Genomic DNA, 22,947 nt, shown 5'->3' with positions numbered 1-22,947 from the left:
TCCACATGGTCGAGCAGCACTTCGTCGTCGCGGTAGAAGGTGATTCCGGGAAATCGTTCCACGAACACGCGCAGCGCGGTCTTGTCCTCCTTCGGCAGCGACGAGTGGCCCACCCAGCCGATGGCCTCGTCGGCCGATCCCGTGACGCGGTGGGCCGCGTAGTCGAAAGTGTCGTGCATAATGTCCAGAATGCCGCTGGATGCGTCATGTGGGTCGGCGTTCGGATGGTTGGGCACGGTGGACCTACCCTGCTGGGTCGTCGGAATTGCCGACGACTGTACTTCACCACTGCGGCACCCGGTTGGCGTCGGTCACGGACCGGCGGAATCCTCGCGAATCGGTTTTCGCACTAAAGCTGCGAGTGCCGTGAAGTCGAGCCGGAATTAACAGTTCTTGACAACTCCTCATTCCACCGGACGATCCGCAACGGCCGCTGCCCCCGTCGCCATCGGGCCACCGGACCCGCCGAGGGCCGGTCAGCCCGCCCGCAGGGTCGTCGCCGCCTTGTACGTCCGCAGCACCGGTGCCGTCTCGATCCGCGTCACCGCCTCCCACGCCACCCGTCGGGTCAGGTAGTGGTGCAGCCCCTCCGCGTCCCGGCACAGCGCGTACGCGACCAGGTTGGTCGGACCCGTCGTCGCCGCGACCAGCGCGAGTTCCTCGTGTCCGGCGAGCGCGGTCGCCACCGCGTCCAGGTGCGCGGGCGCGACCTGCATCCACAGCAGCGCCGACACGGTCACCCCCAGCAGCGCGGGCTCCACGTCGATGTCGAAGAACAGCGCGCCGCGCGCCCGTAGTTCGGCCAGTCTGCGCGCCACCGTGGACGCCGTGGTGCCGGTCGCCGCCGCCAGGTCCGCGTAGCTGATCCGCGCGTCCTCGCGCAGCGCGTTCAGCAGCAGGCGGTCGGCGTCGGTGAGCAGGTACGCGGGTTCGGCCCGCTCGTACGCGCCGCCCGACCCGCTGCCGCCGCTGTCGCCACCGCTTCCGGCGCTGCCCGCGCCCGCTGAACTGCCCGGCCGCACATCGTCCGCGGCGGTCTCCGTGCCGGTCTCCGAGCCGGACGGGCCCGAGGTGCCCCGTTCCGCGCGCAGCCGCGCCTGTTGTGCCGCGTCCAGTGCGTCGGCGCATCCTCGCCACGCCGTCGGTCCACCGAGATAGGTGTGCAGCAGGTAGTGCGCGGAGACCGCGGTGACGCCCGCGGTGCGGGGGATGTCGCGCAGCAGCAGCGTGTGTGCGTCCGGACCGGACGGCGCGGTCCGGATGATCGCCACGATCTCGGTGCCGCCTGAAGTCAGCCGCACCCACGAGGTGTCGGGCCGGCGGGCGAGCGCGAGCGCGATGTCGTGGGCGCTGCGCGTCGCGGCGGTCATCCGCACGAACCAGTGGTGGGTGTCCGAACTGCGGGGGGCCGGCAGAGCCACGACGCGCAGGCCGCCTTGCGCGTACAGGCGGCGGTAGCGACGCACCACGGTCTGCGTCGAGGAGCCGAGCACGTCGGCGATGAGCGTGAACGGCGCCCGCGCGTCCACGTGCAGGGCATGGAGCAGCCCCCGGTCCAGATCGTCCAGTACGAGCATATTCGCCAAACTAGCCGAGCCGGATGGAAGTAATCACCGATGGTGCGCGAAGAAATGGAACCGAGCGCGGGGCGGTCGGCACCGTGGTCGCCGGGCGCCGCACCACGACGCCGCCCGAACACCCGAACACTTGACCTCGCGAACCCCAGGGGATCCGCATGTCCCACACCGCCGGCACCGGCACACCGCCCGCCGCGCCCGCCGCCCCGTACGCCCGGCGCTGGACGGCACTCGCCGCGCTCCTCGCCGCCGAGGCCATGAACCTCCTCGACGCCACGATCGTCCAGGTCGCCGGCCCGGTCATCCACACCGACCTGGGCGGCCCCGAGGCCGACATCCCATGGTTCAGCGCCTCCTACACCCTCGCGTTCGCCCTCGGCCTGCTCACCGGCGCCCGCCTGGGCGACATCCACGGTCGCAAACGCGTCTTCCGCGTCGGCGTCCTCGCGTTCGCCGCCACTTCCCTCGCGTGCGCGCTCGCTCCCACCGCGGGCGCCCTCATCGGTCTGCGCGCCCTGCAAGGCGCCGCCGCGGCCGTGATCATCCCCCAGACGTTCGGGCTGATCCGCGCCATGTTCACCGGCGACGAACTGCCCAAGTCCCTCGGCATGATCGGCCCCGTGATGGGACTGTCCGCCGTCGCCGGACCCGCGCTCGGGGGCATCCTCACCCACGCCGACCTGCTCGGAACCTCCTGGCGCGCCGTCTTCCTCGTCAACCTCCCCCTCGCCGCCGCCGTCCTGGCCGCCGCACCGCGCCTGCGCGAGGACCGCGCCCCCGTACGGCCCCGCCTGGATCCCGCCGGCACCGCGCTGGCCATGCTCGGGACCGCCCTGCTGGTGTGCCCGCTCGCGACCGGCCACCCCGGCCCCGCCGCATGGGCGACAGCCGCCGCCGGCGCCGCGGTCCTGGCCGCGTTCGTCGCCCACCAACGCCGCACCGTTCGCCGCGGGTTGGCTCCGCTCGTCGCACCCGCCCTGCTGCGCGGCCGGGCGTTCCCCGCCGCACTGGCCGCTTCCGCCTTCTTCTTCGCCGCCGTGAACGGCGCCATGATCACCGTCGTCCTGCACCTCGAACAAGGCCTCCACGACGGCCCGCTCACCGCCGGACTCACGTTGGTGCCCTGGTCCGTCGGCCTGGCCGTCGCCTCCTGGGCCGCCGGATCCCACCTCGTCCCCCGCTACGGCGCCCGCGTCATGCATTCCGGCACCGCCATCCTCGCCACCGGCCTGGCCGCCGCCGCGCTCGCCTACCGGGCCGCCGCGCCCGACGGATACCCGACCGCCCTGCCGTTCGCGCTCACCGTCGCGGGAATCGGCGCCGGCCTGTTCACCCCGCCGTTCTTCACCACCGCGCTGCGCGCCGTCGGACCGCAGGAGACCGGCTCCGCGGCCGGGCTGCTCAACGCCGTCCAGCAGCTCGGCGGGACCCTCGGCGTCGCTGTCGTCGGCGGCGTCTACCTCAACACCACGGGCATCGCACGTACGGCCGCCGAGCACGCGCTCGGGGCGGCCGCGGCGCTCCTGGCCGCGACCGCGGCGGCCGCCTGCGCGATGACGGCCGGCCGCCCGGGCACGGGCTCCGGCACATGAGTCGGGGCACACCGCACGCAGCGAGTCCGGTACTGAACCACGAGCGGCTTCAGGCGGACTGCGTCTTACGGAGGAGCACCCCGAATTTCGGCGGGAGGGTGGCCGGACCCGTTCCGCCCGCCCGGGAAGTGGCGGATAGCCCTGCCCGACCGGCTCGTGCCCGCCGCCGGCCAGGTTGCGCGAGATCCACTGGCCCGCGCCGTGAGCGGCCGTAATTCGGTGGAAGCGGGGGCGGCCACAGCGCTACCGTGACCGGCATGGCACGAGGTATCTGGTCGCAGAAGGTCCGTTCCGCCCGCTGACGGCGGCGCGCCCTTCTTCTGCTCCTTCCGCTGAATTCGCGCTCGCCGTCCCGGTTCCCGCCGGGCGGCCGCTCGCCGCTGCCCGGCTCCACTGCGAGCTGCGGAGCACTCTTGAACCCCATCCAGAACCCCGAAGCCCTGCCCCTGCCCGCCGAGGCGGGCGGCAGCGCACACGTCCGCGTCGAGGGCGTCACCGTCACCCGCGGTTCCCGGCGCGTCCTGAACGACGTCTCGGTCACCGTCCCGTCCCGGTCGCGGATCGCCGTCGTCGGCGAGAACGGCCGTGGCAAGACGACGCTGCTGCACGTACTCGCCGGCCTGATCACGCCCGACGAGGGCACCGTGCACCGGGCCGGAACGATCGGCCTGGCCCGCCAGGAGCTGTCGGCGCGGGACGGCGAAACCGTCGGCAGCCTGACGTCCGAAGCGCTCGCCGCGTCGCTCGCGGCCCTCCGTGCGCTGGACGAGGCCGCCCTCGCCCTGACCGAGGGGGACCCGGCCGCCGGCGACCGCTACGCCGTCGCCCTCGACGCCGCCACCCGGCTCGACGCGTGGGACGCCGAACGCCGCGTCGACGTCGCCCTGGACGCCCTCGGCGCCTGCCAGGACCGCGACCGCCCGTTGTCGACGCTCTCGGTCGGACAGCGCTACCGGGTCCGGCTGGCCTGCCTGCTCGGCGCGCGGCACGACGTCCTGCTGCTGGACGAGCCGACCAACCACCTCGACGCCGACGGGCTGGACTTCCTCACCCGCAGGCTGCGCGAGCACGGCGGCGGCCTCGCCGTCGTCAGCCACGACCGGGCGCTGCTGCGCGACGTCGCGGACCGGTTCCTCGACCTCGACCCGGCCCGCGACGGGAGGCCGCGCCTGTACGCCGGCGGCTACGACGCCTGGCAGGAGGCCCGGCGTCGCGAACGCGAACGCTGGGAACAGGACCACGACGAGCAGCAGGCCGAGCACCGGCGGCTGCGGGACGCGGTGTCGAAGGCCCGCGACCGGCTCTCCACCGGCTGGCGCCCGGAGAAGGGCACCGGCAAACACCAGCGCCAGTCCCGCGCACCGGGCGTCGTGCAGGCCCTCAACCGGCAACAGGAAGCCCTGGACGCGCACCGGATCGACGTACCGGCGCCGCCGCCGGCGCTGCGGTGGCCGGACCCGGGTGTCCGGCGTGGCGCACCGCAACTGCGGGCGCACGGCGTGGCCGTGGACGGACGGCTGGCCGGTCCGGTCGACCTCGTCCTCGACGGCGGCGACCGGCTGCTCGTCACCGGACCGAACGGCGCCGGGAAGTCCACACTGCTCGCGGTGCTGGCCGGTGCGATCACGCCTACGGACGGGCGCGTCCGGACGGCGCCGGGGGCGCGCGTCGTCCGGGTCACCCAGGAGACCGCCGAGCACGACGCCGAACTCACCGCCCGCGAGGCGCACGCCCGCCACGTGGGACGGCTGGTGGCACGCGGGGCGCTCCGCGACACCGACGTCGTCCCGCTCGGGGCGCTGGGCCTGCTCGACTCCGACGCGCTGCGCACGCCGGCCGGACGGATGTCGCAGGGCCAGCGGCGGCGCCTCGACCTGGCGCTGGCACTGGCCGGGCGGCCAGGGCTGATCCTGCTCGACGAGCCGACCAACCACCTGTCGTCCGTTCTCGTCGACGAACTGACCGCCGCGATCCGCGACACGAGCGCCGCCGTCGTCGTCGCCACGCACGACCGGCAACTACTGCGGGACCTCGCCGACTGGCCACGCCTGGTGGTGAGCGAGCCGCCCGCCGTGGGCGTCCGGCGTGGCGCGGAGCGTTCGCCGGGCGGGTGAGGCCGGGCGCGGCGTTCACTGATGTCGGCAGTGCCTTCCGGGCCCCCTGTCCGGCCCGGCCGTACGATCAGGTGGCGAGCTTCTTCGACTTCCCGATCGCGGCGGCCAGTTGCTCCAGGACGGGGGCCCAGCCGGCGTAGCTGAAGCGCTCCTCCATCGACCAGGGGACGGTCTGGCCGGCCTTGACGGCGGGGAGCAGATTCCAGGTCGGCTTCTTCTTCAGCTCCTGAGGCTTTGGAGCGGTGGAGCGGTTGTCGACCATGAGGAGGTCGGCGTGGTATTTGCCCGCGTTCTCCCAGCTGAGGAACTCCCAGAAGCCGAACTCGTCGCTCTTCTTTCCTTCGACGAACTGGATGCCCAGGCTCTTGAAGAAGTTCAGGTCGCAGTAGGAGTCGGGGACGGCGACGTAGAACTGGTTCTGGTCACCGGTCATGGCCAGAACCTTCAGGCCGCGGTTGGCCTCGGCGGCCTTGCGGAGGGTGTCGACCGCCTTGTCGAAGCGGGCCTTGGCGTCGGTGACCGGCTTGGCGGTGAGGTCCGCGCCGAGGGACTCGGCGAGTTCGGCGGTGCGCTTGAGGGGCTGGAGGAGCGAGGTGCGTGCGACGTTGATGCCGACGGTCGGCGCCAGGGTCTCGATCTTCTTCTTGCTGTCCTGCGGTACGTACCAGAGGTCCGGCGGCGGGAACATGTTGCTGATCAGCAGGTCGGGCTTGAGGGCCGCGTACTTCTCCAGGCTGAACTGCCCCCACTGCTCACCGAGGCTGGTCAGCCCGGTCACGTCGAGGCCGCCGGCCTGGGGGTTGGGCTTGCCGTCGACCGGTTGGCTGGGGCCGAAGACGGCGGTGCACTCGACGCCGTAGTCGTGGAGGGCGGCGGCGGTGCTGACGAAGGCCACGAGCTTCTTCGGTCTCTTGTCGGTCTTCACCGTGATGCCGCGGTCGTCCTTGAAGGACCAGGTGCCTTCGCCCCTGCCCGCTTCGCCCTGCGAGTCGCTGTCCTTCCCGTTGTCACCGCACGCGGCGAGCAGCGGGCCGAGGGCGAGGGCGCCGCCCACCGCGAGGAAGCGACGGCGGGAGGGGCCGGGGAGGCCGAGGGAGCTGGATATGGCCATGAGTGGGCCTCTCTCGTCGCGGGGCTGGGAAAAGAACCGGACAGACAGTTGAAGCTAGGGAAGGCTAACCTAATTGCCCCGTCCGGTGCCTCACGCGAGAGCCGCACCCGCTCCACGGCCTCCTCCGGCCGTGCCCCGGCCCGGTCCCGCCCACCGGTCGCGCAGGGCCGTCCCGCCCGCTCCGCCCGCCTCCGTACGCACCCCCCGTCACCCGCCCGGACGCCCGTCCGCTGCCGAGGGCCGGGGCGGGTGCGAGGCTCGGAACGGTGCCATCGCCCAGGTGGAGGGAACGGATGCCGTGAACATATCCAACTCCGGCCGGCCGAAGCGCCTCCGGCGCGGGCCGTGCCGGCTCCTGGCCCTGGGGGTCGTCGTCGCCCTGTCCGCCGCGGCCTGCTCGGCCGACGCCTCCGGGCCGCCGCGGGCGGTGAACGCCTCGGGGGCCGGGGGGAAGGCGCTGGACGAGGTCCGGCTCGACGGGCGGACGTACCGGGTGCCCCAGCCGTTGCCCGCGGCACCGCCCGGCACGCTGATAGCCGCCACCGACCATGGCCCGGACGCCCGGATAGGCGGCGCCGGGCGCTGGACCGTGCTGCACCACTCGGCGGACGCCCACGGCAAGGACATCGCGGTGAGCGCGACCGTTCTCGTCCCCCGCGGCGCCGCACCCCCCGGCGGCCGGCCGGTGATCGCCTGGGCGCACGGGACGACCGGCGTCGCGGACGGGTGCGCGCCCTCGCAGGCGGCGAACCTCGGGTACAACGTGTACGCGCAGGAGGCGGGCGCCTTCCTGCGGGCCGGTTACGCGGTCGTGGCGACGGACTACCCCGGGCTGGGCACACCGGGCATGCACACCTACCTGGTCGGCCCGGACGAGGGCAACGCGGTGGTGGACAGCGTCACGGCCGCGCGCGGGCTGCTGCCGGACCTGGCACCGACGTGGTTCGCCGTCGGGCACTCCCAGGGCGGACAGGCCGCCCTCTTCGCCGCCCGGGCGGCCGGACGGTCGTCCGGAACGCGGTTCGGGGGCGCGGTCGCCGTCGCCCCGGCGAGCCACCTGGACGTGATGCTGCCCGGCGTCATCGCGGCCCACCAGCCGGGGAGCCTCGCGTTCGCGCTGTACTCCCTCGCCGGGCTCGGCGCCACGGATCCCTCGGTCGACCTGCCCCGGCTGCTGGGGCCGACCGCACACCGGACGGCCCAGCAGGTCTTCCAGGAGTGCCTGACGGTCCGTCACCCATCGTTGTCCGGTATCACCACGGAGCAGGCCCTGCCGCTCACCCGCGCCCAACTGGCGTCCGTCGGAGGCAAGATGGCGGCCTACGGAAACCCCGACCGCGCCGCGGTCACCGCTCCCGTGCTGATCGTCCAGGGCGGAGCCGATCAGGACGTACCGGCCACCTGGACGGCACAGGTCGCCCGCAACCTCCGCGCCCTCGGCTCGCCGGCGGTCACCGAGCGCACATATCCGGGCAGCGGGCACGACGACGTGCTCGGGCAGTCCGTCTGCGACGTCCTGGCCTTCCTCGGCAGCCACAACGGGCTGTCGCCGGGCGGGTGTTCACCGTTCCGCGCCCGGTCCGGCTGACGGGACGGGGCTCCGGGCACCTCCCGTCAGCCGGACCGGCGCGGCCCGGCGCCCCAGGGGATCCGTCCCCGGTTCAGGGGCGCGGTGCCCGCAGGCCCAGCACCTTGGCGACGGCCGCGAGCAGGGTGGTCACGGCACGCAGGAGCGGGCTGTGCAGGCGCATAGCGTCGGTGTGTTCGGTGAACAGGATCGACATATAGGTGAGCGTCCGCAGTCCGCTCATCTTCGTGATCTTCCCCTGCTGTACCAGAAGACCCATGCGGTCGAGGTACTCCTGGAAGCTGCCGGACGGCTGGTGCACATTGCGGATGACGACGGGCTCGTGGAAGTTGTTGCGGTACGTGTGCACATGGCCGGGCCGCACGATCAATTCCTCACCGGGACCCCGCGTGTGCCAGGTACCGTCCAGAAAGATCTCGACCCGGCCGGACTGCACATAGAACTCGTCCGTCTGCGCCGGGTGGGTGTGCGGCGGGGTGGCGGTGCCGTGCCGCGGCACCGTCATCTCGATCTCGAACCCCTCGGTCTCGGGGGAGTCGGTGCGCTTCGTGTAGCGGATGTGGGTGCCGTCGGGGAGGGTGAAGGCGTCCAGTGGCATCTGCGCTCCTGCCTTTCGCGGTGCGGTCGGTTCGCTGTGGGTCAGTCGCCGGGCACGGCCGGGTCGCGCACGTCCTTGCCGTCGGCTCCGGCGGGAGCGGCGGCGGTCGCACCGGGCCGCCCCGGAGGACGGGGGAGAGGCGCGCCGTCCGATTCGCTCAGTCCGATGCGCCGGTGGAGGAGGCGCAGCGGTCGTGGGGACCACCAGTTGCCCTTGCCCATCAGTTCCATCAGCGCGGGAACCAGCATCGAGCGGACCAGCGTGGCGTCGAGCAGGACGGCGAAGGCGACGCCCAGCCCGATCTCCTTGAGGAACACGATCTCGGAGATGGAGAACGCGACCATGGCCACGCAGAACATCAGGGCGGCGGCGGTGATGATACGGCCGGTGCGTTCGACGCTGACGGCCACCGCGTCACGGGTGCCGAGCCCGGAATCGTGCGCCTCCTTGATGCGGGACAGCAGGAACACCGTGTAGTCGGTGGACAGTCCGAGGACCATCGCCATGATGAGAATCGGCTGGGTGGAGTCCAGGGCGCCGACACTTTGGTAGTCCAGGATGCCCTCCAGCCGGCCGTCCTGGAAGACGAAGACCAGGGCACCGAAGGCGGCGGCCACCGTCAGGCCGTTCATCACCAGGGAGACCAGCGGCAGGGTCGCGGAGCCGGTGGCGAGGAACAGGAAGAGCACCGTGGCGAGCACCACCACGAGCACGGCCCACAGCAGCCGGTCGGCGAGACTGCTGCCCTGGTCGGCGAAGCGCGCCGACTCGCCGCCCACGAAGAAGTCCGTCGGCCCGTCGAGGTCGCGGATGTCGCGCACCAGCTGTTTGCCGTCCTCCGACAAGGGGGCGGAGGCGGGCTGCACCGTGATGAGGGAGGTGCGGGCGGACAACGGCGCGGGCGGGCTGACGAACGCGGTGTTCTTCAGCTCCTTGATCCGCTGTACGAGGGGAGCGGCCGCCTGCGCGTCGTCCTCCACGACGACGTAGACGGCGCGGGAGAGCGCGGGGCCGAACCGCTCGCGCAGCTCGTCGGCGACGGCACGGCTGCTGTGGGTGTCGGGCAGGACCCTTTCGTCGGCCAGCACGAACTTCGTTCCCAGGGAGGGAAGTCCGAGGACGAGCAGTGCGGCGAGGCCCGCCAGGGCGATCCGGGCGGGGCGTCGCATGACGAACGAGGCGAGCCGGTACCACCCTCCGGAGCGGCCGGCGTGGGACTCGGTGTCGGCGCGCCTGCGGAGCCAGGAGGGGGCCAGCGCGTCGATGCGGTCACCGAGCACGACGAGCACGGTGGGCAGGATCACCAGGGTGGCGAAGACCGCGAGCAGGGGGACGGCGATGCCGGCGATGCCCATGGAGAGCAGGAAGTTCTCCTGGAAGACGGTCAGCGAGGCGAGGGCGCCGGCGACCGTCAGGGCGCTGAACACGATGGTGCGCCCCGCGGTCCGCAGGGTGACGCGCAGAGCCTCCTGATGTGTGTCCGCGCGGGCGCGTTCCTCGCGGTAGCGGCTGATGAACAGCAGGCTGTAGTCGATGGCGAGGCCGAGGCCGAGGCCGGTGACCAGATTGAGGGCGAACACCGAGACGGTGGTCAGCTCGGTGAACACGCGCAGCGTGAAGTAGGTCATCACCACGGTGATGGCGGCGACCAGCAGCGGCATCAGCGCGGCGACCAGACCGCGGAAGAACCACAACGCGAGCAGGAGCAGGACGGGGAAGGCCAGGAGCTCGGCGGTGACGAGGTCGTCGGCGGAGGTCTTGTTGATCTGGACCTGGGCGGTGTCGATACCGCCGACAGCCGCCCAGGGGGTGTCGGCGAACGCGTCGAGGACGTCCTTCGCGACATCCTGCCGTTCCTTGACCGACGCCGGCCCGAAGTTGGCGACGACCACCGTGGCCTTGCCGTCCGTGGAGACCAGGGCCCTGCCCTGGGGGTCGAGCGCACTGGAGACCCGTGCGATCGCGGGGTGTTCCTTGAGCTCTCCGACCACACGGGAGACGCGCTCCCGGGCCTCGGGGCCGTCGGCACCGCGCGGCGCGTCCACGACCACGGTGATGCCCGGGTTGGGGTTGAAGCGGGCCGTCCTCTCGACCAGTTCGTCGGCACGGACGCTCTCCGACGAGGGGTTGGTCGCGTCGTAGGGCGCCAGGTGGTCGGAGACGGAGAAGCCGAACGCGGCACACCCCGCGATGAACAGGGCTCCCACCCACAGCACCCATCGCGCGTGCCTGATGACGAAGTGGTTCCGCACCCCGCTCCTCTCCCCGGTCGTACGGTCTTTTCCGGTCACCTGTCGGTCCGCCTTCCCATCATGCGCAGAATATGGTCGATTGAAACCAGACCGGATCGAGCCGAAGTGCGCGGCACCACCCGGTATTTCGGATCGTCCGCCGGGCTCCCTTCCCCTCGGCGGTATCCATGTGCCACCCTTCCCCGGGAAAGCAGAAACGAAGGGGGTAGGGAATGCCGGGCCCGCTGCGGAGCGCAGATCCGAAAGAACTGGCTCGCCGGTCGTTTGCCGTCATCAATGCGCACGATCTCTCGACGGCGGATTTCTGGCGCGACGACACGGTCTACCATGTGGTCGGCAGCGGTGTGTACCGGGGGGAGGCGGCGATCCGCCGGTACTTCTCCGAACTGCTGTCCGCGCTCCCCGACTTCCACCTGGAGGTGGAGCGGGTGATTTCGCAGGACGGCTGTGCGGTAGTGGTGTGGAATGGATTCGGGACGTTCCGCGGCACCCCCCTCCAGGGGATATCGGCGACCGGCAGGAGGATTTCTCTGCGCGGTGTCGACGTCATGGAAACGGACGGCGACTTCATTCGCTCCAATACGATTCATATGGACGGGCTGTCCTTGGCCAGGAACATCGGTCTGCTGCCGCCCGACGGGTCGGCAGCGGACCGCGCGCTAAAATCGGGATTCAACCTGCGGACCAAGGCCCGCCGACTGCTGTCCCAGCGGTAGCCGGCGGTTCAGCACCTCGGCGAGAGCCCGGGGGTGGCTGTTCGGAAAGAAATGGCCCCCGGGAACCCAGTCGAGACTGCCGGCCGACGAGGTCAGGTCGTGCCAGGCGGCGAGCCCCGCGGGCCGGGTCTCCGGGTCGTCCCGGCTCCCGACCACCGCGATCGGGCACCCGAGAGGCGGGGCGGGCCGCGGCCGCCAGTGTTCGGCGGCCGCGAAGTCGGCCCGCAGCATCGGCTCGAAGACCGCGAACACCCCCGGGTCGTCGAGGACTTCGGCCGGTGTCCCGCCCATCCGGCGCAGGTGCTCGACGAACAGCGGCGTCGGCAGATGGGACACCGGCCGCCGGTGCCGGGGACGCCCGGGAGCGTCCCGGGCGCAGGCCACCAGGGCACACGGCTGCCGGACGGGGAGCAGGGCCAGCCGTACACACACCGCGTAGGCCAGGGCGGCGCCCATGCTGTGGCCGAGCACGGCGTACGGGTGTGCGCCCCCGGCCCATGACACCACGTGGCCGGCGATCTCCTCGGCCAGTTCGTCCAGCGAGCGCCGGGGTTCCTCGCCGAGCCGGGTGCCGCGGCCGGGCAGGTGCACGGCCCACAGCGCGATATCCGGCAGCAGTCCGGTCAGCTGCCGGAACGCCTCCGGGCCGGCGCCCGCGGAGGGGAAGCACAGCAGGCCGAGGGCGGCGGAGCCGGCCGGAGGGCCGGACAGCCTGCGGAACCAGAGCTCATCGGCGGCCGTGGTCACGACACCGCCTCCGGTTCCACGGACCCGTGCTCCGGTGACGGACGCCGTCCGCCGTCCAGGCCCGCGAGGATCCGCCGCGCGGACCGTTGCCCGGAAGCCACGGCGCCCTCCATCCCGCCGAAGGACTGCCATGTCGTTTCCGCTCCCGCCCAGTGCACCAGCCCGTCGGGGGTGCCCATGTCGGCGAGCGGACCGGTGATCAGGCCCTGTTCGGCGAGGCCGAAGTAGCAGCCGCGGGCGTAGGGGTCGGCGGTCCAGTCCTTCTCCACGTAACGTTTGACGTGCCGTGCCGCCGGTCCGTAGACCCTGGCGAGCGAGGCCAGAACGGCCTCCTTGCGCTCCGCGGCCGGCAGTGCGGAGAAAGCCCGCGCCCAGCTGCCCGGGACGAAGCCCGCGAGCACGCCGAGCGAGCCGTCCAGCGGTGAGAGGTCGAAGGTCGAGGTGACCGGTGGGCGGTCGCTGACCATCTGCCCGTTCAGACCGTGCTCGCGCCAGAACGGATGGTCGTACACGGCGAAGACCTTGACGATCGATCCCATCGGCAGACCACGCAGGGCGCGGGTCCGGGCGGCGGGGAGCCGGGGCGTGAAATCGATCTCGGCGGCCAGGGCCGGCGGCACCGCCACCACGGCCCGGCGGGCACGGACCGTCATCGTGTCCGTCTCCACCTCGACCGCGGAGCCCGACTGGCGGACGCGGCGCACGACGCTCCGGAGCAGCACCCGTCCGTGCAGCCGGTGGGCGAGGGCGTCCGTGACCCGGTGGGCGCCGCCGAGGAACCGGTCGGCCATCAGCCCGCCCTTGACCCGGGTCAGGGCTTCGAAACCGCCCAGCGAGTCGATGTAGGAGAGCGCCTGCAACAGGGTGATCCGGTGCGGCTCGGCGCCCCAGACGGTGCGTACCGCGATGTCCACCAGAGCGCGCCCGCGGCCGGTGCCGATCCGGTCGTCCAGCCACCGGCCCAGGCTCTGCCGGTCCCAGGCCTCGGCATGGGCGGCGAGCCATGGCGCCTCCCGGGGCAGGGTACGGGCCAGCATGTCGAGCCCGGCGGTCGCCCGCCCGGCGGCCACCAGGTCGGGCAGGGGTACCGGTGGCAGCCCGGCGCGGAAACGGCGCACCCGTCCGCCGTAATCGAGTAACCGGGCGCCCCGGTCGTAGGTGGGGTGCGAGCCGATGCCCAACTCGGCGGCCAGCGCGGTCAGCCGGTGCTTCGAGGGGCCGAACCAGGTCCCGCCCAGGTCGAGCGAGACGCGCTCGTCCAGCGGTTCGCCCAGCACCCGGCCGCCGACCCGCCCCCTCGCCTCGAGAACCAGTGGTTCGTGGCCGGCCTTCGCCAGGGTGTACGCGGCCGTCAGGCCGGCGAGCCCGGCACCGACCACCACCACGTCCGGCTCCGACGACGGCACGGCACCGGCCGCGCCGCCCCCTTCCCGACGGGGGCTCACCGGCCCACGCTCGCCAGCTCGGGCAGTTCCCCCGCGAAGAAGAGCTGCCGGCACCGGGAGCGCCGGGTCTTCCCGGAGGAGGTGCGGGGGATCGCCTGCCGGGGCACGATGACCACCCGGTCCGGGGCGTGCCCCAGACGTTCCCGCAGCCTGGTCATGACCTGTCCGGCCAGCCCGGCCGCGTCGTCGCCGCTCCGGCCGATCTCGGCGACCACCACCACCCGTTCGGTGTCGGGCAGCCCGAAGGCCGCGCAGACCTGGCCCACCCCGTCCACCTCGCAGGAGAGGTGCTCGTACTCCTCCGGGTAGAGGTTGCGGCCACCGGCGATGATCACATCCTTGATGCGTCCGCAGACGACCAGCCCGTCCTCGGTGAGGTAGCCGAGGTCCCCCGTGTGGAGCCAGCCGTCCCGGATCACCTCGGCGGTGGCCCCTTGCGCCTTCCAGTAGCCGCGCATCACCGAGGGGCCGCGCAGGCACACTTCGCCCACCCGGCGTGGGCCGAGCTCGGTCCCGTCGTCGCCGGTGATCCGTATACGGACGCCGGGTACGGGCGGTCCGCACACCGCGAGCTCCCGGGCGTCCGGGGCACCGGCCGGTACGGGTTCCGCCACCCGCTCCGCGGCGAGCCGGGTACCGGACACCCGGTCGCGGGCCATCGGCCGGTCGTACGGGCTGATCGCCACGGCGAGCGTCGCCTCGGCGAGACCGTACATCGGCGTGATCGCCCGGGCGCGCAGACCGTGGACGGCGCCCGCCTCGACGAAGGCGTCCAGATTGGGCAGCCGGATCGGCTCGGCGCCGTCACCGCACATGCGCAGCGCCGAGAGGTCCAGGGGCCGCGGCCGTTGCGTCATGCTGCGAGCGGCCAGACCGTAGGCGAAGTTGGGCGCGACGGTATGGGTGGCACCGTAGCGGGAGAGCGCGTCGACCCAGGAGTCCGGCCGGGCGAGGAACTCCTCGGGCGGCTGGAGGACGAGCCGGGCACCGCCGGCCAGCGCGCCCAGGGTGGAGATCAGCCCCATGTCGTGGTAGAGCGGCAGCCAGTGGACGACCACCGCCGGTCCGTCGTCCAGGCCGAGGGTCCGCCAGGCCACGGCCGCGTTCGCCATGATCTGACGGTGCGTCAGAGTCACGGCCTTGGGTGTGCCCGTGGTGCCGGAGGTGAACTGGAGGTAGGCCACGTCGTCCGGCGCGCACTGGGCCGGTGCGGGGGGCGGACCCTGGTGGGACACCAGTTCGGAGCAGGGGATCAGGGGCCGTTCCGACCGGTTTCCCCCGCCCAGGCGGCGCCCGACGAATCCGTGGAAGGCGTCGGACACCACCAGACAACGGGCGCCGACGTGATCCAGGCGCCGCTCCGTCTCCGCCATGAGGTCGGTCAGGTCGGCCAGCCGGTGGGGCAGGGGGACGATCACCGGCACGGCGCCGGCCCGCCACACCCCGAAGAGGGTGCACAGGAACGCCGACGACGTCGACGACATGATGGCCACCCGGTCGCCGTGCCCGACGCCCCGCAGGGCGAGAGCGGCGGCGACGCGTCGGGCCGTCGCGGCGAGCACCGCTCCCGGCAGCGGCGTCTCCGTCAAGTCCTTGTCGATGAGCAGGAATCCGGGCCCGCCGCGGGCCGCGCGCTCCAGGACCTCGGGGACGGTGGCCGCTCCGAAGACGTCCTCGGGGCGCGGGTGCCCGGTGGCCGCTTCCTCCCGGTCGGCCGCTTCGGCCGGTACGGCATTACGTGTGTGCATCGCTGTCCCCCTGAGTTCCTGCCGGCCGAGCGGCCGGTGCCCCCGTGCACGTGCTGATGGTTCGCTGCGTGCGGCGCACCCCCGAGGGGGCCGCCGCCTGCCGGTCCAGGTAGTCCGCGACCTCCCGGGCCAGCCGGGGCGCGTCCCGGCGTACCCGGCGCAGGTTGCCGCTGAACGGATGGGTGTAGCCCATGAAGTAGAAGCCCGGTGCCCCCGGCAGCGGCCGGGCTCCGTCGGCGACCGGGTCGCCGTCCTCGTCGAGCACGTCCAGATGCCCCACGAGGGCGTCGAGACCGCGCCGGTACCCCGTGGCGGCGATGACCACCTCGGGCCGGACGCGGCTGCGGTCGTCGAGGATCACCTGGGCGTCCTGGAAGGAGTCCACCGCGGCGACGGGCTCGATCAGCCCGGCCTTGAGCGCGCCGAGGAACCCTGTGTCGATGACCGGGGTGACGCCGTTGGCCCGGTACTGGCTGTACAGCCCGGTCCGGGGAGCCGGCAGACCGTACGGGGCCAGATCGCCGACCGTCAGCCGGTTGACCGGGCCGAGCAGGAGGTCGCCGAGGCGCGGCGGAAGTGTCTCCACCATCGCCGGCCCCAGCAGGGTCGGCACGCCGAGCAGCGAACGCCGGACGACGTGCGGTGCGGTGCGCACGGCGAGGCGGGTCCTGCGGACCCCGCCGCGGGACACGATCGAGGCGATCTCCGCTCCGGAGTTGCCGGTTCCCACCACGAGGACGTCACGCCCGGTGAACGGGGCGGCGTTGCGGAACGCGGAGGCGTGCAGCACCTGGCCGGTGAAGCCGTCCAGCCCCGGCCAGTCGGGGACGAACGGCACCCGGTTGTAGCCGGTGGCGACCACCACCACCGGAACCTGCCACTCCCCGTCCGAGGTGGCCACGCTCCAGCCCTGCGTGCCCCGGTCCACCCGTTTGACCTCGACGCCGTGCCGGACCTCGATCCCGTGGTGCGCGACATAACGGCTCAGGTAGTCCAGCAACCGCTCGCGCGTCACCCAGGTCCCGTCCGCGCGGGAGAACGGCAGGCCGGGCAGGAAGGACATCCAGTTCGGGGACTGCAGGCGCAGACCGTCGTAGTGGTCGTGCCAGGGCGCGGCGAGCCGGTCGGTCCGTTCCAGGACCACGGTGCCGACACCGCAGCGTTCGAGCATGGCGGCGGCCGACAGACCGCTCGGCCCGGCGCCGATGACCAGTGCCTCCACGGCACGGCGGCCGGGAGCGTCCGCGGGGCGGCCGCGGCGCCGCCGCACGGTGTTCAACGAGGGAAACCGCTTCCCGGCCGGTTTGCTCGCCCGGAGCATCATGATGTCCGTACCTCCGCCGCCAGTCGGTCGAGTTGGGTGCCGAACGACCGGGCGAGGGACTCGATCGTGGACCGGGTGTGCAGGTGGATGCTGTAGTTCCAGACGAGCCGGATCTCGCCGCCCTCCGACAGCGCCATCAGGTCGATGACCCGGGGGCGGTGGCCCGCCGAGCTGCGGTGGTAGCCGAAGGACTCCTCCACCGGACGCGCGTCGCCGGTGAAGTACTCGCTGACGTCCCCCCAGAAGTTGAAGCCCACGTCCGGTGGTGTCTGGCGGGCGAGGGAGGCGCGGACCCCGGGGTCGGGATGCAGGTACCGGAGCAGTCCGTAGCCGATGCCGCGGTGCGGCACCGCCCGCAACTGGTCGCGCACGGCGAAGAGTTCCTCCAGCGGCCCGGCGCCGTCGGTGCGGCGCAGCAGCATCGGCGAGAGCGTCGAGAGCCGCGCCACCGTCCTGGAGATGTCGAGGTCGCCGAAGGCCGGCTCGCGGCCGTGGCCCTCCAGCTCCACCATCAGCTCCCCGGACCCCGTCCATGCGGTGAAGGTGCGCAGGAGTGCGGTCAGGAGCACCTCGCGGACCTCCACCCCGTGGGTGCGGGGAAGAGCGGTGAGCACGGTGTCCGCGGTGCTGCCGGTGACGGTGGCGAACAGCCGCTCGGCCGAGGACTGCACGTTCTCGCCGTGCAGGTCGACGGGGACCGGCCGGTGCGGATGGGCGGCGAAGCCGGACCACAGCGGCAGTTCGGCGGCGAGCTCCGCGCTCGCGGCGTGTTCGGCCAGCCGCTCCACGCACCAGGTGACCGGTGCGGTCTTCGGCGGCAACGACACCTCCCGGCCGGACTCCAGCTGGAAGTAGGCGGTGCGCAGGTCCTCGTAGAAGACCCTGGACGAGTAGTAGTCCATCACCAGCCAGTGGGCACTGACCAGCAGGCGCGGAGGCCGGGCGGGGCCGAGGTCGAAACAGGTGAGCAGCACCGTGGGCCCGTCGGCCAGGTCGAGGCTGCCGTTGCGCTCGGCGACATGGCGGCGGAGGGCCGCCTCCAGCTCGGCGTCGGGCACCTCACCGAGATCGACGGTCACGACGTGGGAGCCGTCGAGTGCTTCCTCGCCCACCAACCGCCCCTGCCATGCCCCGTCGACGCGGCGGAAGCGGGTCCGCAGCGCGTCGTGCCGGCGCAGTACCTGCCGCAGTGCCTCGGAGAGCAGGGTGGCGTCGACCGGGGTGTCCAGCACGAACACGGGCCACATGCCGTTCCAGTGGTCCATGTGCTCGTAGGACTGCTCGAAGAACCAGTGCTGACTGGGAGTAAGGCCCACGGGCCCCTCGACGAGTCCCTGCGGCGCCTCGTTCGCCGGGGAGGTACGGGCCAGGGCCGCCTGTTCGGCCACGGTGCGATGGCTGAAGAACTCCTGCGGGGTGAGGTACAGGCCCTCCTGGGCGGCCCGGGCCAGCACCCGTACGCCCAGCAGGGAGTCCCCGCCGGCCTCGAAGAAGTCGTCGTGCCGGCCGATGGCGGCATCCTTGGACAGCACGGCCGCCCACGCACCGGCCATGGTGCGCTCCCGCTCGTTCGCGGGCGGCTCGACGGCGGCCACGGCCTGCTGCCCGGGCTCGGGCAGCCCGGCGCGGTCGACCTTGCCATTGGGGCTGAGCGGCAGGGTCTCCAGCGTGACGAACTGGCCCGGGACCATATACGAGGGCAGGTGCCGGGAGACGAAGGCACGCAGCTCGTCCGCGGTCGGCGGCCGGTCGGGCAGCTGGGGGACCACGTAGGCGACCAGCCGCCGCGCGCCCCGCTCCGGGCCGACGGCCGTGACCACGGCCGCCCGGACCGCCGTAATCCGGGCCAGCACGGCCTCGATCTCGCCGAGTTCGATCCGGTGCCCCCCGATCTTCACCTGGAGGTCCTCACGCCCGAGGAATTCCAGGGTGCCGTCCGGCCCGTACCGGCCGAGGTCTCCCGTGCGGTACAGGCGCTCACCGGTTCCGGGACGGACCGGAAAGCGCTCGGCCGTGCGCTCCTCGTCCCGCCAGTAGCCGGAGGCCAGGCCGACGCCGCCGATGTACAGCTCACCCGTCACATGGTCGGGCCGGGGGCGCAGGCCGTCGTCGAGCACGTGGAAGGTCTGGTTGCGCAGCGGAGTGCCGTAGGGGATGCTCCGCCAGGTGGGCGAGACGCGGTCGACGGGATGGGCGATCGACCAGATCGACGCCTCGGTGGCACCGCCGAGACTGATGATCTGCGGCTCGCCCGGGGACACCGCGCGTATGCGGTCCGGCAGGGACAGGGGTATCCAGTCACCGCTGAGCATGACGAGGCGCAGGGACTCCGGGAGCCTCCGGCCGCGGCGCTCGGTGTGTTCGGTGAGCAGCTCCATCAGGGCCGGCACCGTGTTCCAGACGGTCACCCCGTGCGCGTCGACGAGACCGGCCCAGCGGGCGGGGTCCCGTACGTCCTCGGGCGCGGGCAGGACCAGCGCGCCGCCGGCGCCGAGCACCCCGAAGATGTCGTAGACGGACAGGTCGAAGCTGAGCGACGACAGGCCGAGCACCCGGTCCCGCTCGCCCACGTGGAAGCGCCGGTTGATGTCGTCGACCGTATTGACCGCCCCCGCGTGCGGGATGACGACGCCTTTCGGCTCCCCGGTGGACCCGGAGGTGAAGATGATGTAGGCCGGGGCGTCCGGCGGGACCGGTACCTCGGTGCGCCGGGCCGGCGGGGCGGGGTGGCGCCCGTCGACGACGATCCGGCGCACGGGGGTGGGGATCTCGGTCCCGTTCTGTGTGACGGCGACCGTTGTCTGTCCGGCCGCCAGCAGCTGCGCGACGCGCTGCGGGGGCAGTCCGGCGTCCACCGGCAGGTAGGCGGCACCGGCGCGGAGGATGCCCAGCACGGCCACGACCTGCTCCCACCCCTTGTGCATCACGACCGCGACCGGGGCGCCGGGGCGTACGCCGGCTCCGATGAGGTGTTCCGCCAACGCGGCCGCGCGGTCGTCGAGTTCACGCCGGGACACGACCCGCTCCGGAGTGATCACCGCGGGCGCTTCGCCGTGTTCGCGCAGCCGTCGGTCGACGGCGGCGTGCAGGGATTCCACGGGGCGCGGGCCCTCGGTGGCGTTGACGCGCCGACGGACGGCGAGCTGCCGGTCCGGGAGCGGCACCGCGGCCGGGCCGTGCACTCGCCCGGGGTCGTCGGCCAGGGATTCCAGCAGGTCCCGGTAGGCGGCGAACATGTCGTCGAGGACCCCGTCCGGGAAGACGTCGTCGACCGCGTCCCAGCTGACGCTCAGGCCGTTGCCCAGGGAGACCACCTGGTTGTCCAGATGAACCTGGGGCGTCTGGGACACCGCGTGGCGCTCGGTGAAGACAACGCCTTCCAGATCCTCGACGCCGCTCCCGCGCTCCTGGAGCAGACTGGTGAACACCACCGGCATCGTGGCCCGCCGGCCACCGCGGGCCATTTCCCGCTGCACGCGGACACCGCTGAACTCGCTGTGCTCCAGGTCCTCGCGCAGCCGGCGCTGGAGTGCGGCCGCGGCCCGGTCCAGGGTCGGCGTGGCCCCCAGGTCGCAGTCGAGTAACACGGTGCTGGTGAAGTCGCCCACCGTGCCGGGCAGATCGGGGTGCCAGTACGGGCGGTCCGCCAGCGTCACGTTCACGGTGAACCGCGGCTCTTTCGACCAGGTGCGGAGCACGGCGGCGTAGGCCGTGCACAGTAACGCCGAGGGAGTGACGCCGAGGTCCGCGGCCCGCTCGGAGAACCGGCGCCAGCGCTCGGCGTCCAGGTGGAACCGGCGGCGGACGAACCGTGGGGCGTCCGTGCCGGGCCGCTCGACGAGAGGCAGACCGGGGGCGGCCGGGATCTCGGCGAGCCTGCCCAGCCAGTAGTCCCGGGCCTTCGCGTACCGCGGTGTCCCGCGACGGGCCTCTCGTGCCGACACGTAGTCCCGGAAGGTGACGCCGAGGGCCGGCAGCTCCGCTCGCGGGTCGAGCATCAGCCTGATCCACTCGCCGAGCAGGAGCCGGATGCTCCCGGCGTCGACGAACAGCAGGTCGACGCTGAAGTGCAGCCGTATCAGGTCGGGGGCGAGCGTGTGGGTGCGCACCTCGTACAGCGGCCAGGTCTCCTGGTCGAACCGCTGGTGGGCGAGCCGGTCGCGGGTCTCGGCGAGGAGCCGGTCGCGGTCCTCGTCGGAGCACCCGGAAAGGTCGGCGTGGGCGACGCGGTAGGGCTCGCGGACGGGGAGTACCCGTTGGCGGCCGTCCCCGTCCATGACGGCCCGGAGCATGTCGTGCCGTTCGACGAGCCGCCGGAAGGCGGTCTCGACCTGCTCGGCCGGGACGGCCGAGATGTCGAGTTCGAGGTAGAAGTGCGCGGACCGGCCACCCAGTTCGAAACCGCGGCTCCCCAGCCAGTACGCCTGCTGGACGTCGGTGAGGGCGAAGGGCTCGAACCGTTCCAGCGGTGCGTGCCGGATCGGTTCGCCGCCGGCCGCCCGGCCGTGCGCCGACGCCTGCCCGGCCGCGGCCCGGGCGATCTCCCGCAGAGTGCGGGGCCCGAAGAAGAAGTCCAGGGGGAGGTCGGTGTCCCAGCGCGCTTCAAGAGCCGAGCGAAACGCGGTGGCGGCCAGGGATTCGAGGTGGAGGGGTTCGTCCGTTCCGATCGGTTCCTGTCGACCGGTGGTGCTGCGGTACACGTGTGCAAGGGCGCACAGAATGTCTGACTCTCGATTTTCGTGAATGTCCGTGCCGATGATTTCTTCGCGCATGGATCCCCGTTGTCCCGTCGTCGTTTCCCTGCCGGTGCAGGGGTGGGTCATGACTGCGGGTGGCACATGCTTTCAATCGTTGCTGATATGTGTCAAGAGTATTTCTGGCGACGCTTTTGACCTGCGGTTATCTGGAAAATGCATGATCGCGATCAGCTGGGGAGTGTTGGGTTCCGAATGCGGGGGAATGGTGTTTGCGGCGTGAGGGGAAAGTGATCTGATAATTGATCAGGGCGCTCACCTGGTCTTTCTGCGCGAGAGGGAAATGATCAAGATCTCCCCTGTTTGGTGGCTCATGATGGCCTGTACAGTGGGTGGATGAATCATATGAATCCGGAACATAAGGGACATTTGGAATGGGGCTCTTCGAGCCGCCCGGTCCGCCTATGGATAATCCATGGAAAATGTGCTCGAATTGCTGAAGTATTTTGGGCGGAGTGCTAGATTGCGCAACCATGGGAATGAAGACAGCCTGTGGTGTCGCGTACCGTCGCACCGGTAGTGGAGAACCGCTCCTCCTCATTCATGGGACCGGCGGATCCCATTCCGTCTGGAATCCGGTCCTTGATTTCCTCGCCCATGAGCGCGACGTCGTCGCGGTCGATCTGCCGGGCTGCGGGGCGAGCCCACGGCGTACCGGCGACGGGCCGCTGACCAACGCCTCGGTGGCCGAGCACCTGGCCGCCTTCGCCGAGGAAATAGGCCTGGAGCGCCCTCACGTCGGGGGCGCCTCGCTCGGTGGTCACGTCGCGCTCCTGCTCGGCGCCCGGGGCCTCGCCCGCTCGGTCGTGGCCTTCTCCCCGACGGGCTTCTACACCGCGGGCGAGGCGCGACGGCTCCGTGCGCTCGTCTCGGCCCTGCGCCTCTCCGCCCGGCTGGCCCTGCCGCTGGCGCCCCGGCTCGCCCGCAGCGCCGCGGGCCGTCAGCTCCTGCTCGGCTCCAGTTACGGGAAGCCCGCCGCCGTCCCCCCGGAGGCGGCCGTCGACACGGTCCGCTCGCTCGCCCTGAGCACCAGCGTCGGCGACATGCTGCGCCGGGCCAACCGTGAACTGCCGGGCGGGGGACTGGCCTGTACTCCGGAGGCCGCCGCCCATCCCAACGTGGAGATCGTCGAGGGGCTCGCGGACGTTCCCGTCACCATCGCCTGGGCGCAGAAGGACGTCTTCCTTCCCGTGCGGATGGCCGCTCGCGCCCGTCGTGCTTTCCCCCACGCCCGTCACGAAGTCATCGCCGGCGCCGGTCACTTGGCGACCTGGGACGCCCCGTCCCGGGTCGCCGACCTCCTCCTGGAATCCAGCCTGGCCGCCACTGGCGCGGGCGCACGGTGACCGGGCCTCGCGGAAGAGCCGTCCTGGGGCGCCCC

The 22,947-nt window shown here is 72.3% G+C and carries 14 protein-coding genes; 5 read left to right on the top strand and 9 right to left on the bottom strand.

Annotated features, from left to right (window positions below; all coding sequences use genetic code 11):
• Positions 1–476 precede the first annotated feature (476 nt).
• The gene (locus tag HN013_RS03790; protein ID WP_171162934.1) at positions 477–1,577 is read right to left on the bottom strand and encodes an Lrp/AsnC family transcriptional regulator; all 1,101 of its coding nucleotides are present in this window, start codon (positions 1,575–1,577) and stop codon (positions 477–479) included.
• Between the two features lie 158 nt (positions 1,578–1,735).
• On the opposite strand from HN013_RS03790, the gene HN013_RS03785 reads away from it, so the two are divergent.
• Both HN013_RS03785 and HN013_RS03780 read left to right on the top strand, forming a co-directional pair.
• Positions 1,736–3,169, top strand: coding sequence for an MFS transporter (locus HN013_RS03785; RefSeq protein ID WP_171162932.1), 1,434 nt, complete (start codon positions 1,736–1,738; stop codon positions 3,167–3,169).
• Positions 3,170–3,582: 413 nt separating this feature from the next.
• Positions 3,583–5,283, top strand: coding sequence for an ABC-F family ATP-binding cassette domain-containing protein (locus HN013_RS03780; protein ID WP_171162930.1), 1,701 nt, complete (start codon positions 3,583–3,585; stop codon positions 5,281–5,283).
• 67 nt (positions 5,284–5,350) lie between these two features.
• Here the strand turns inward: HN013_RS03780 and HN013_RS03775 are convergent, their stop codons facing one another.
• Positions 5,351–6,394 carry an ABC transporter substrate-binding protein gene (locus HN013_RS03775; RefSeq protein ID WP_171162927.1) on the bottom strand — a complete coding sequence of 348 codons (1,044 nt, stop codon included), beginning with the start codon at positions 6,392–6,394 and terminating at the stop codon, positions 5,351–5,353.
• Between the two features lie 298 nt (positions 6,395–6,692).
• Here HN013_RS03775 and HN013_RS03770 point away from each other — a divergent pair, with 298 nt between their 5' ends.
• The gene (locus tag HN013_RS03770; protein ID WP_312018491.1) at positions 6,693–7,982 is read left to right on the top strand and encodes a serine aminopeptidase domain-containing protein; all 1,290 of its coding nucleotides are present in this window, start codon (positions 6,693–6,695) and stop codon (positions 7,980–7,982) included.
• Positions 7,983–8,055: 73 nt separating this feature from the next.
• Here HN013_RS03770 and HN013_RS03765 read toward each other — a convergent pair whose 3' ends face one another.
• Both HN013_RS03765 and HN013_RS03760 read right to left on the bottom strand, forming a co-directional pair.
• Positions 8,056–8,580, bottom strand: a complete 525-nt coding sequence (locus tag HN013_RS03765; RefSeq protein ID WP_171162923.1) for a cupin domain-containing protein — start codon at positions 8,578–8,580, stop codon at positions 8,056–8,058.
• Positions 8,581–8,621: 41 nt separating this feature from the next.
• Complete coding sequence (locus HN013_RS03760; RefSeq protein WP_171162920.1) at positions 8,622–10,871, bottom strand: MMPL family transporter; 2,250 nt, start codon at positions 10,869–10,871, stop codon at positions 8,622–8,624.
• 173 nt (positions 10,872–11,044) lie between these two features.
• Here HN013_RS03760 and HN013_RS03755 point away from each other — a divergent pair, with 173 nt between their 5' ends.
• On the top strand, positions 11,045–11,548 hold the full coding sequence (locus tag HN013_RS03755) for an ester cyclase (RefSeq protein WP_171162919.1): 504 nt from the start codon (positions 11,045–11,047) through the stop codon (positions 11,546–11,548).
• Here HN013_RS03755 and HN013_RS03750 read toward each other — a convergent pair.
• The 5 genes from HN013_RS03750 to HN013_RS03730 are packed head-to-tail and all read right to left on the bottom strand — an operon-like array spanning position 11,492 to position 21,512.
• On the bottom strand, positions 11,492–12,295 hold the full coding sequence (locus HN013_RS03750; protein WP_171162917.1) for a thioesterase II family protein: 804 nt from the start codon (positions 12,293–12,295) through the stop codon (positions 11,492–11,494). The genes HN013_RS03755 and HN013_RS03750 overlap by 57 nt on opposite strands.
• The gene (locus tag HN013_RS03745) at positions 12,292–13,740 is read right to left on the bottom strand and encodes an FAD-dependent oxidoreductase (RefSeq protein WP_171162915.1); all 1,449 of its coding nucleotides are present in this window, start codon (positions 13,738–13,740) and stop codon (positions 12,292–12,294) included. The genes HN013_RS03750 and HN013_RS03745 overlap by 4 nt, the downstream gene beginning before the upstream one ends.
• On the bottom strand, positions 13,737–15,488 hold the full coding sequence (locus HN013_RS03740) for an AMP-binding protein (RefSeq protein ID WP_171162914.1): 1,752 nt from the start codon (positions 15,486–15,488) through the stop codon (positions 13,737–13,739). Before HN013_RS03740 ends, HN013_RS03745 begins: the two co-directional genes overlap by 4 nt.
• Positions 15,475–16,812, bottom strand: a complete 1,338-nt coding sequence (locus HN013_RS03735) for an NAD(P)/FAD-dependent oxidoreductase (RefSeq protein ID WP_249374705.1) — start codon at positions 16,810–16,812, stop codon at positions 15,475–15,477. The genes HN013_RS03740 and HN013_RS03735 overlap by 14 nt, the downstream gene beginning before the upstream one ends.
• Entirely contained in the window at positions 16,809–21,512 is a 4,704-nt protein-coding gene (locus HN013_RS03730) for a non-ribosomal peptide synthetase (RefSeq protein ID WP_171162911.1), read from the bottom strand. Before HN013_RS03730 ends, HN013_RS03735 begins: the two co-directional genes overlap by 4 nt.
• Before the next feature lie 527 nt (positions 21,513–22,039).
• On the opposite strand from HN013_RS03730, the gene HN013_RS03725 reads away from it, so the two are divergent.
• Positions 22,040–22,912 carry an alpha/beta fold hydrolase gene (locus HN013_RS03725; protein ID WP_171162909.1) on the top strand — a complete coding sequence of 291 codons (873 nt, stop codon included), beginning with the start codon at positions 22,040–22,042 and terminating at the stop codon, positions 22,910–22,912.
• Positions 22,913–22,947 lie beyond the last annotated feature (35 nt).

It is taken from the genome of Streptomyces sp. I05A-00742 (assembly GCF_013055795.1).
Taxonomy (GTDB): Bacteria; Actinomycetota; Actinomycetes; order Streptomycetales; family Streptomycetaceae; genus Streptomyces.
Note: the sequence above shows the minus strand (reverse complement) of the source record. Positions and strands in the feature narration are given on the sequence as shown.

Coding starts and splice junctions, on each gene's coding strand:
- HN013_RS03765 (WP_171162923.1), bottom strand. CDS start 8,580: ATGCCACTGGACGCCTTCACCCTCCCCGACGGCACCCACATCCGCTAC.
- HN013_RS03790 (WP_171162934.1), bottom strand. CDS start 1,577: ATGCTCGTACTGGACGATCTGGACCGGGGGCTGCTCCATGCCCTGCAC.
- HN013_RS03785 (WP_171162932.1), top strand. CDS start 1,736: ATGTCCCACACCGCCGGCACCGGCACACCGCCCGCCGCGCCCGCCGCC.
- HN013_RS03725 (WP_171162909.1), top strand. CDS start 22,040: ATGGGAATGAAGACAGCCTGTGGTGTCGCGTACCGTCGCACCGGTAGT.
- HN013_RS03740 (WP_171162914.1), bottom strand. CDS start 15,488: ATGCACACACGTAATGCCGTACCGGCCGAAGCGGCCGACCGGGAGGAA.
- HN013_RS03755 (WP_171162919.1), top strand. CDS start 11,045: ATGCCGGGCCCGCTGCGGAGCGCAGATCCGAAAGAACTGGCTCGCCGG.
- HN013_RS03735 (WP_249374705.1), bottom strand. CDS start 16,812: ATGATGCTCCGGGCGAGCAAACCGGCCGGGAAGCGGTTTCCCTCGTTG.
- HN013_RS03775 (WP_171162927.1), bottom strand. CDS start 6,394: ATGGCCATATCCAGCTCCCTCGGCCTCCCCGGCCCCTCCCGCCGTCGC.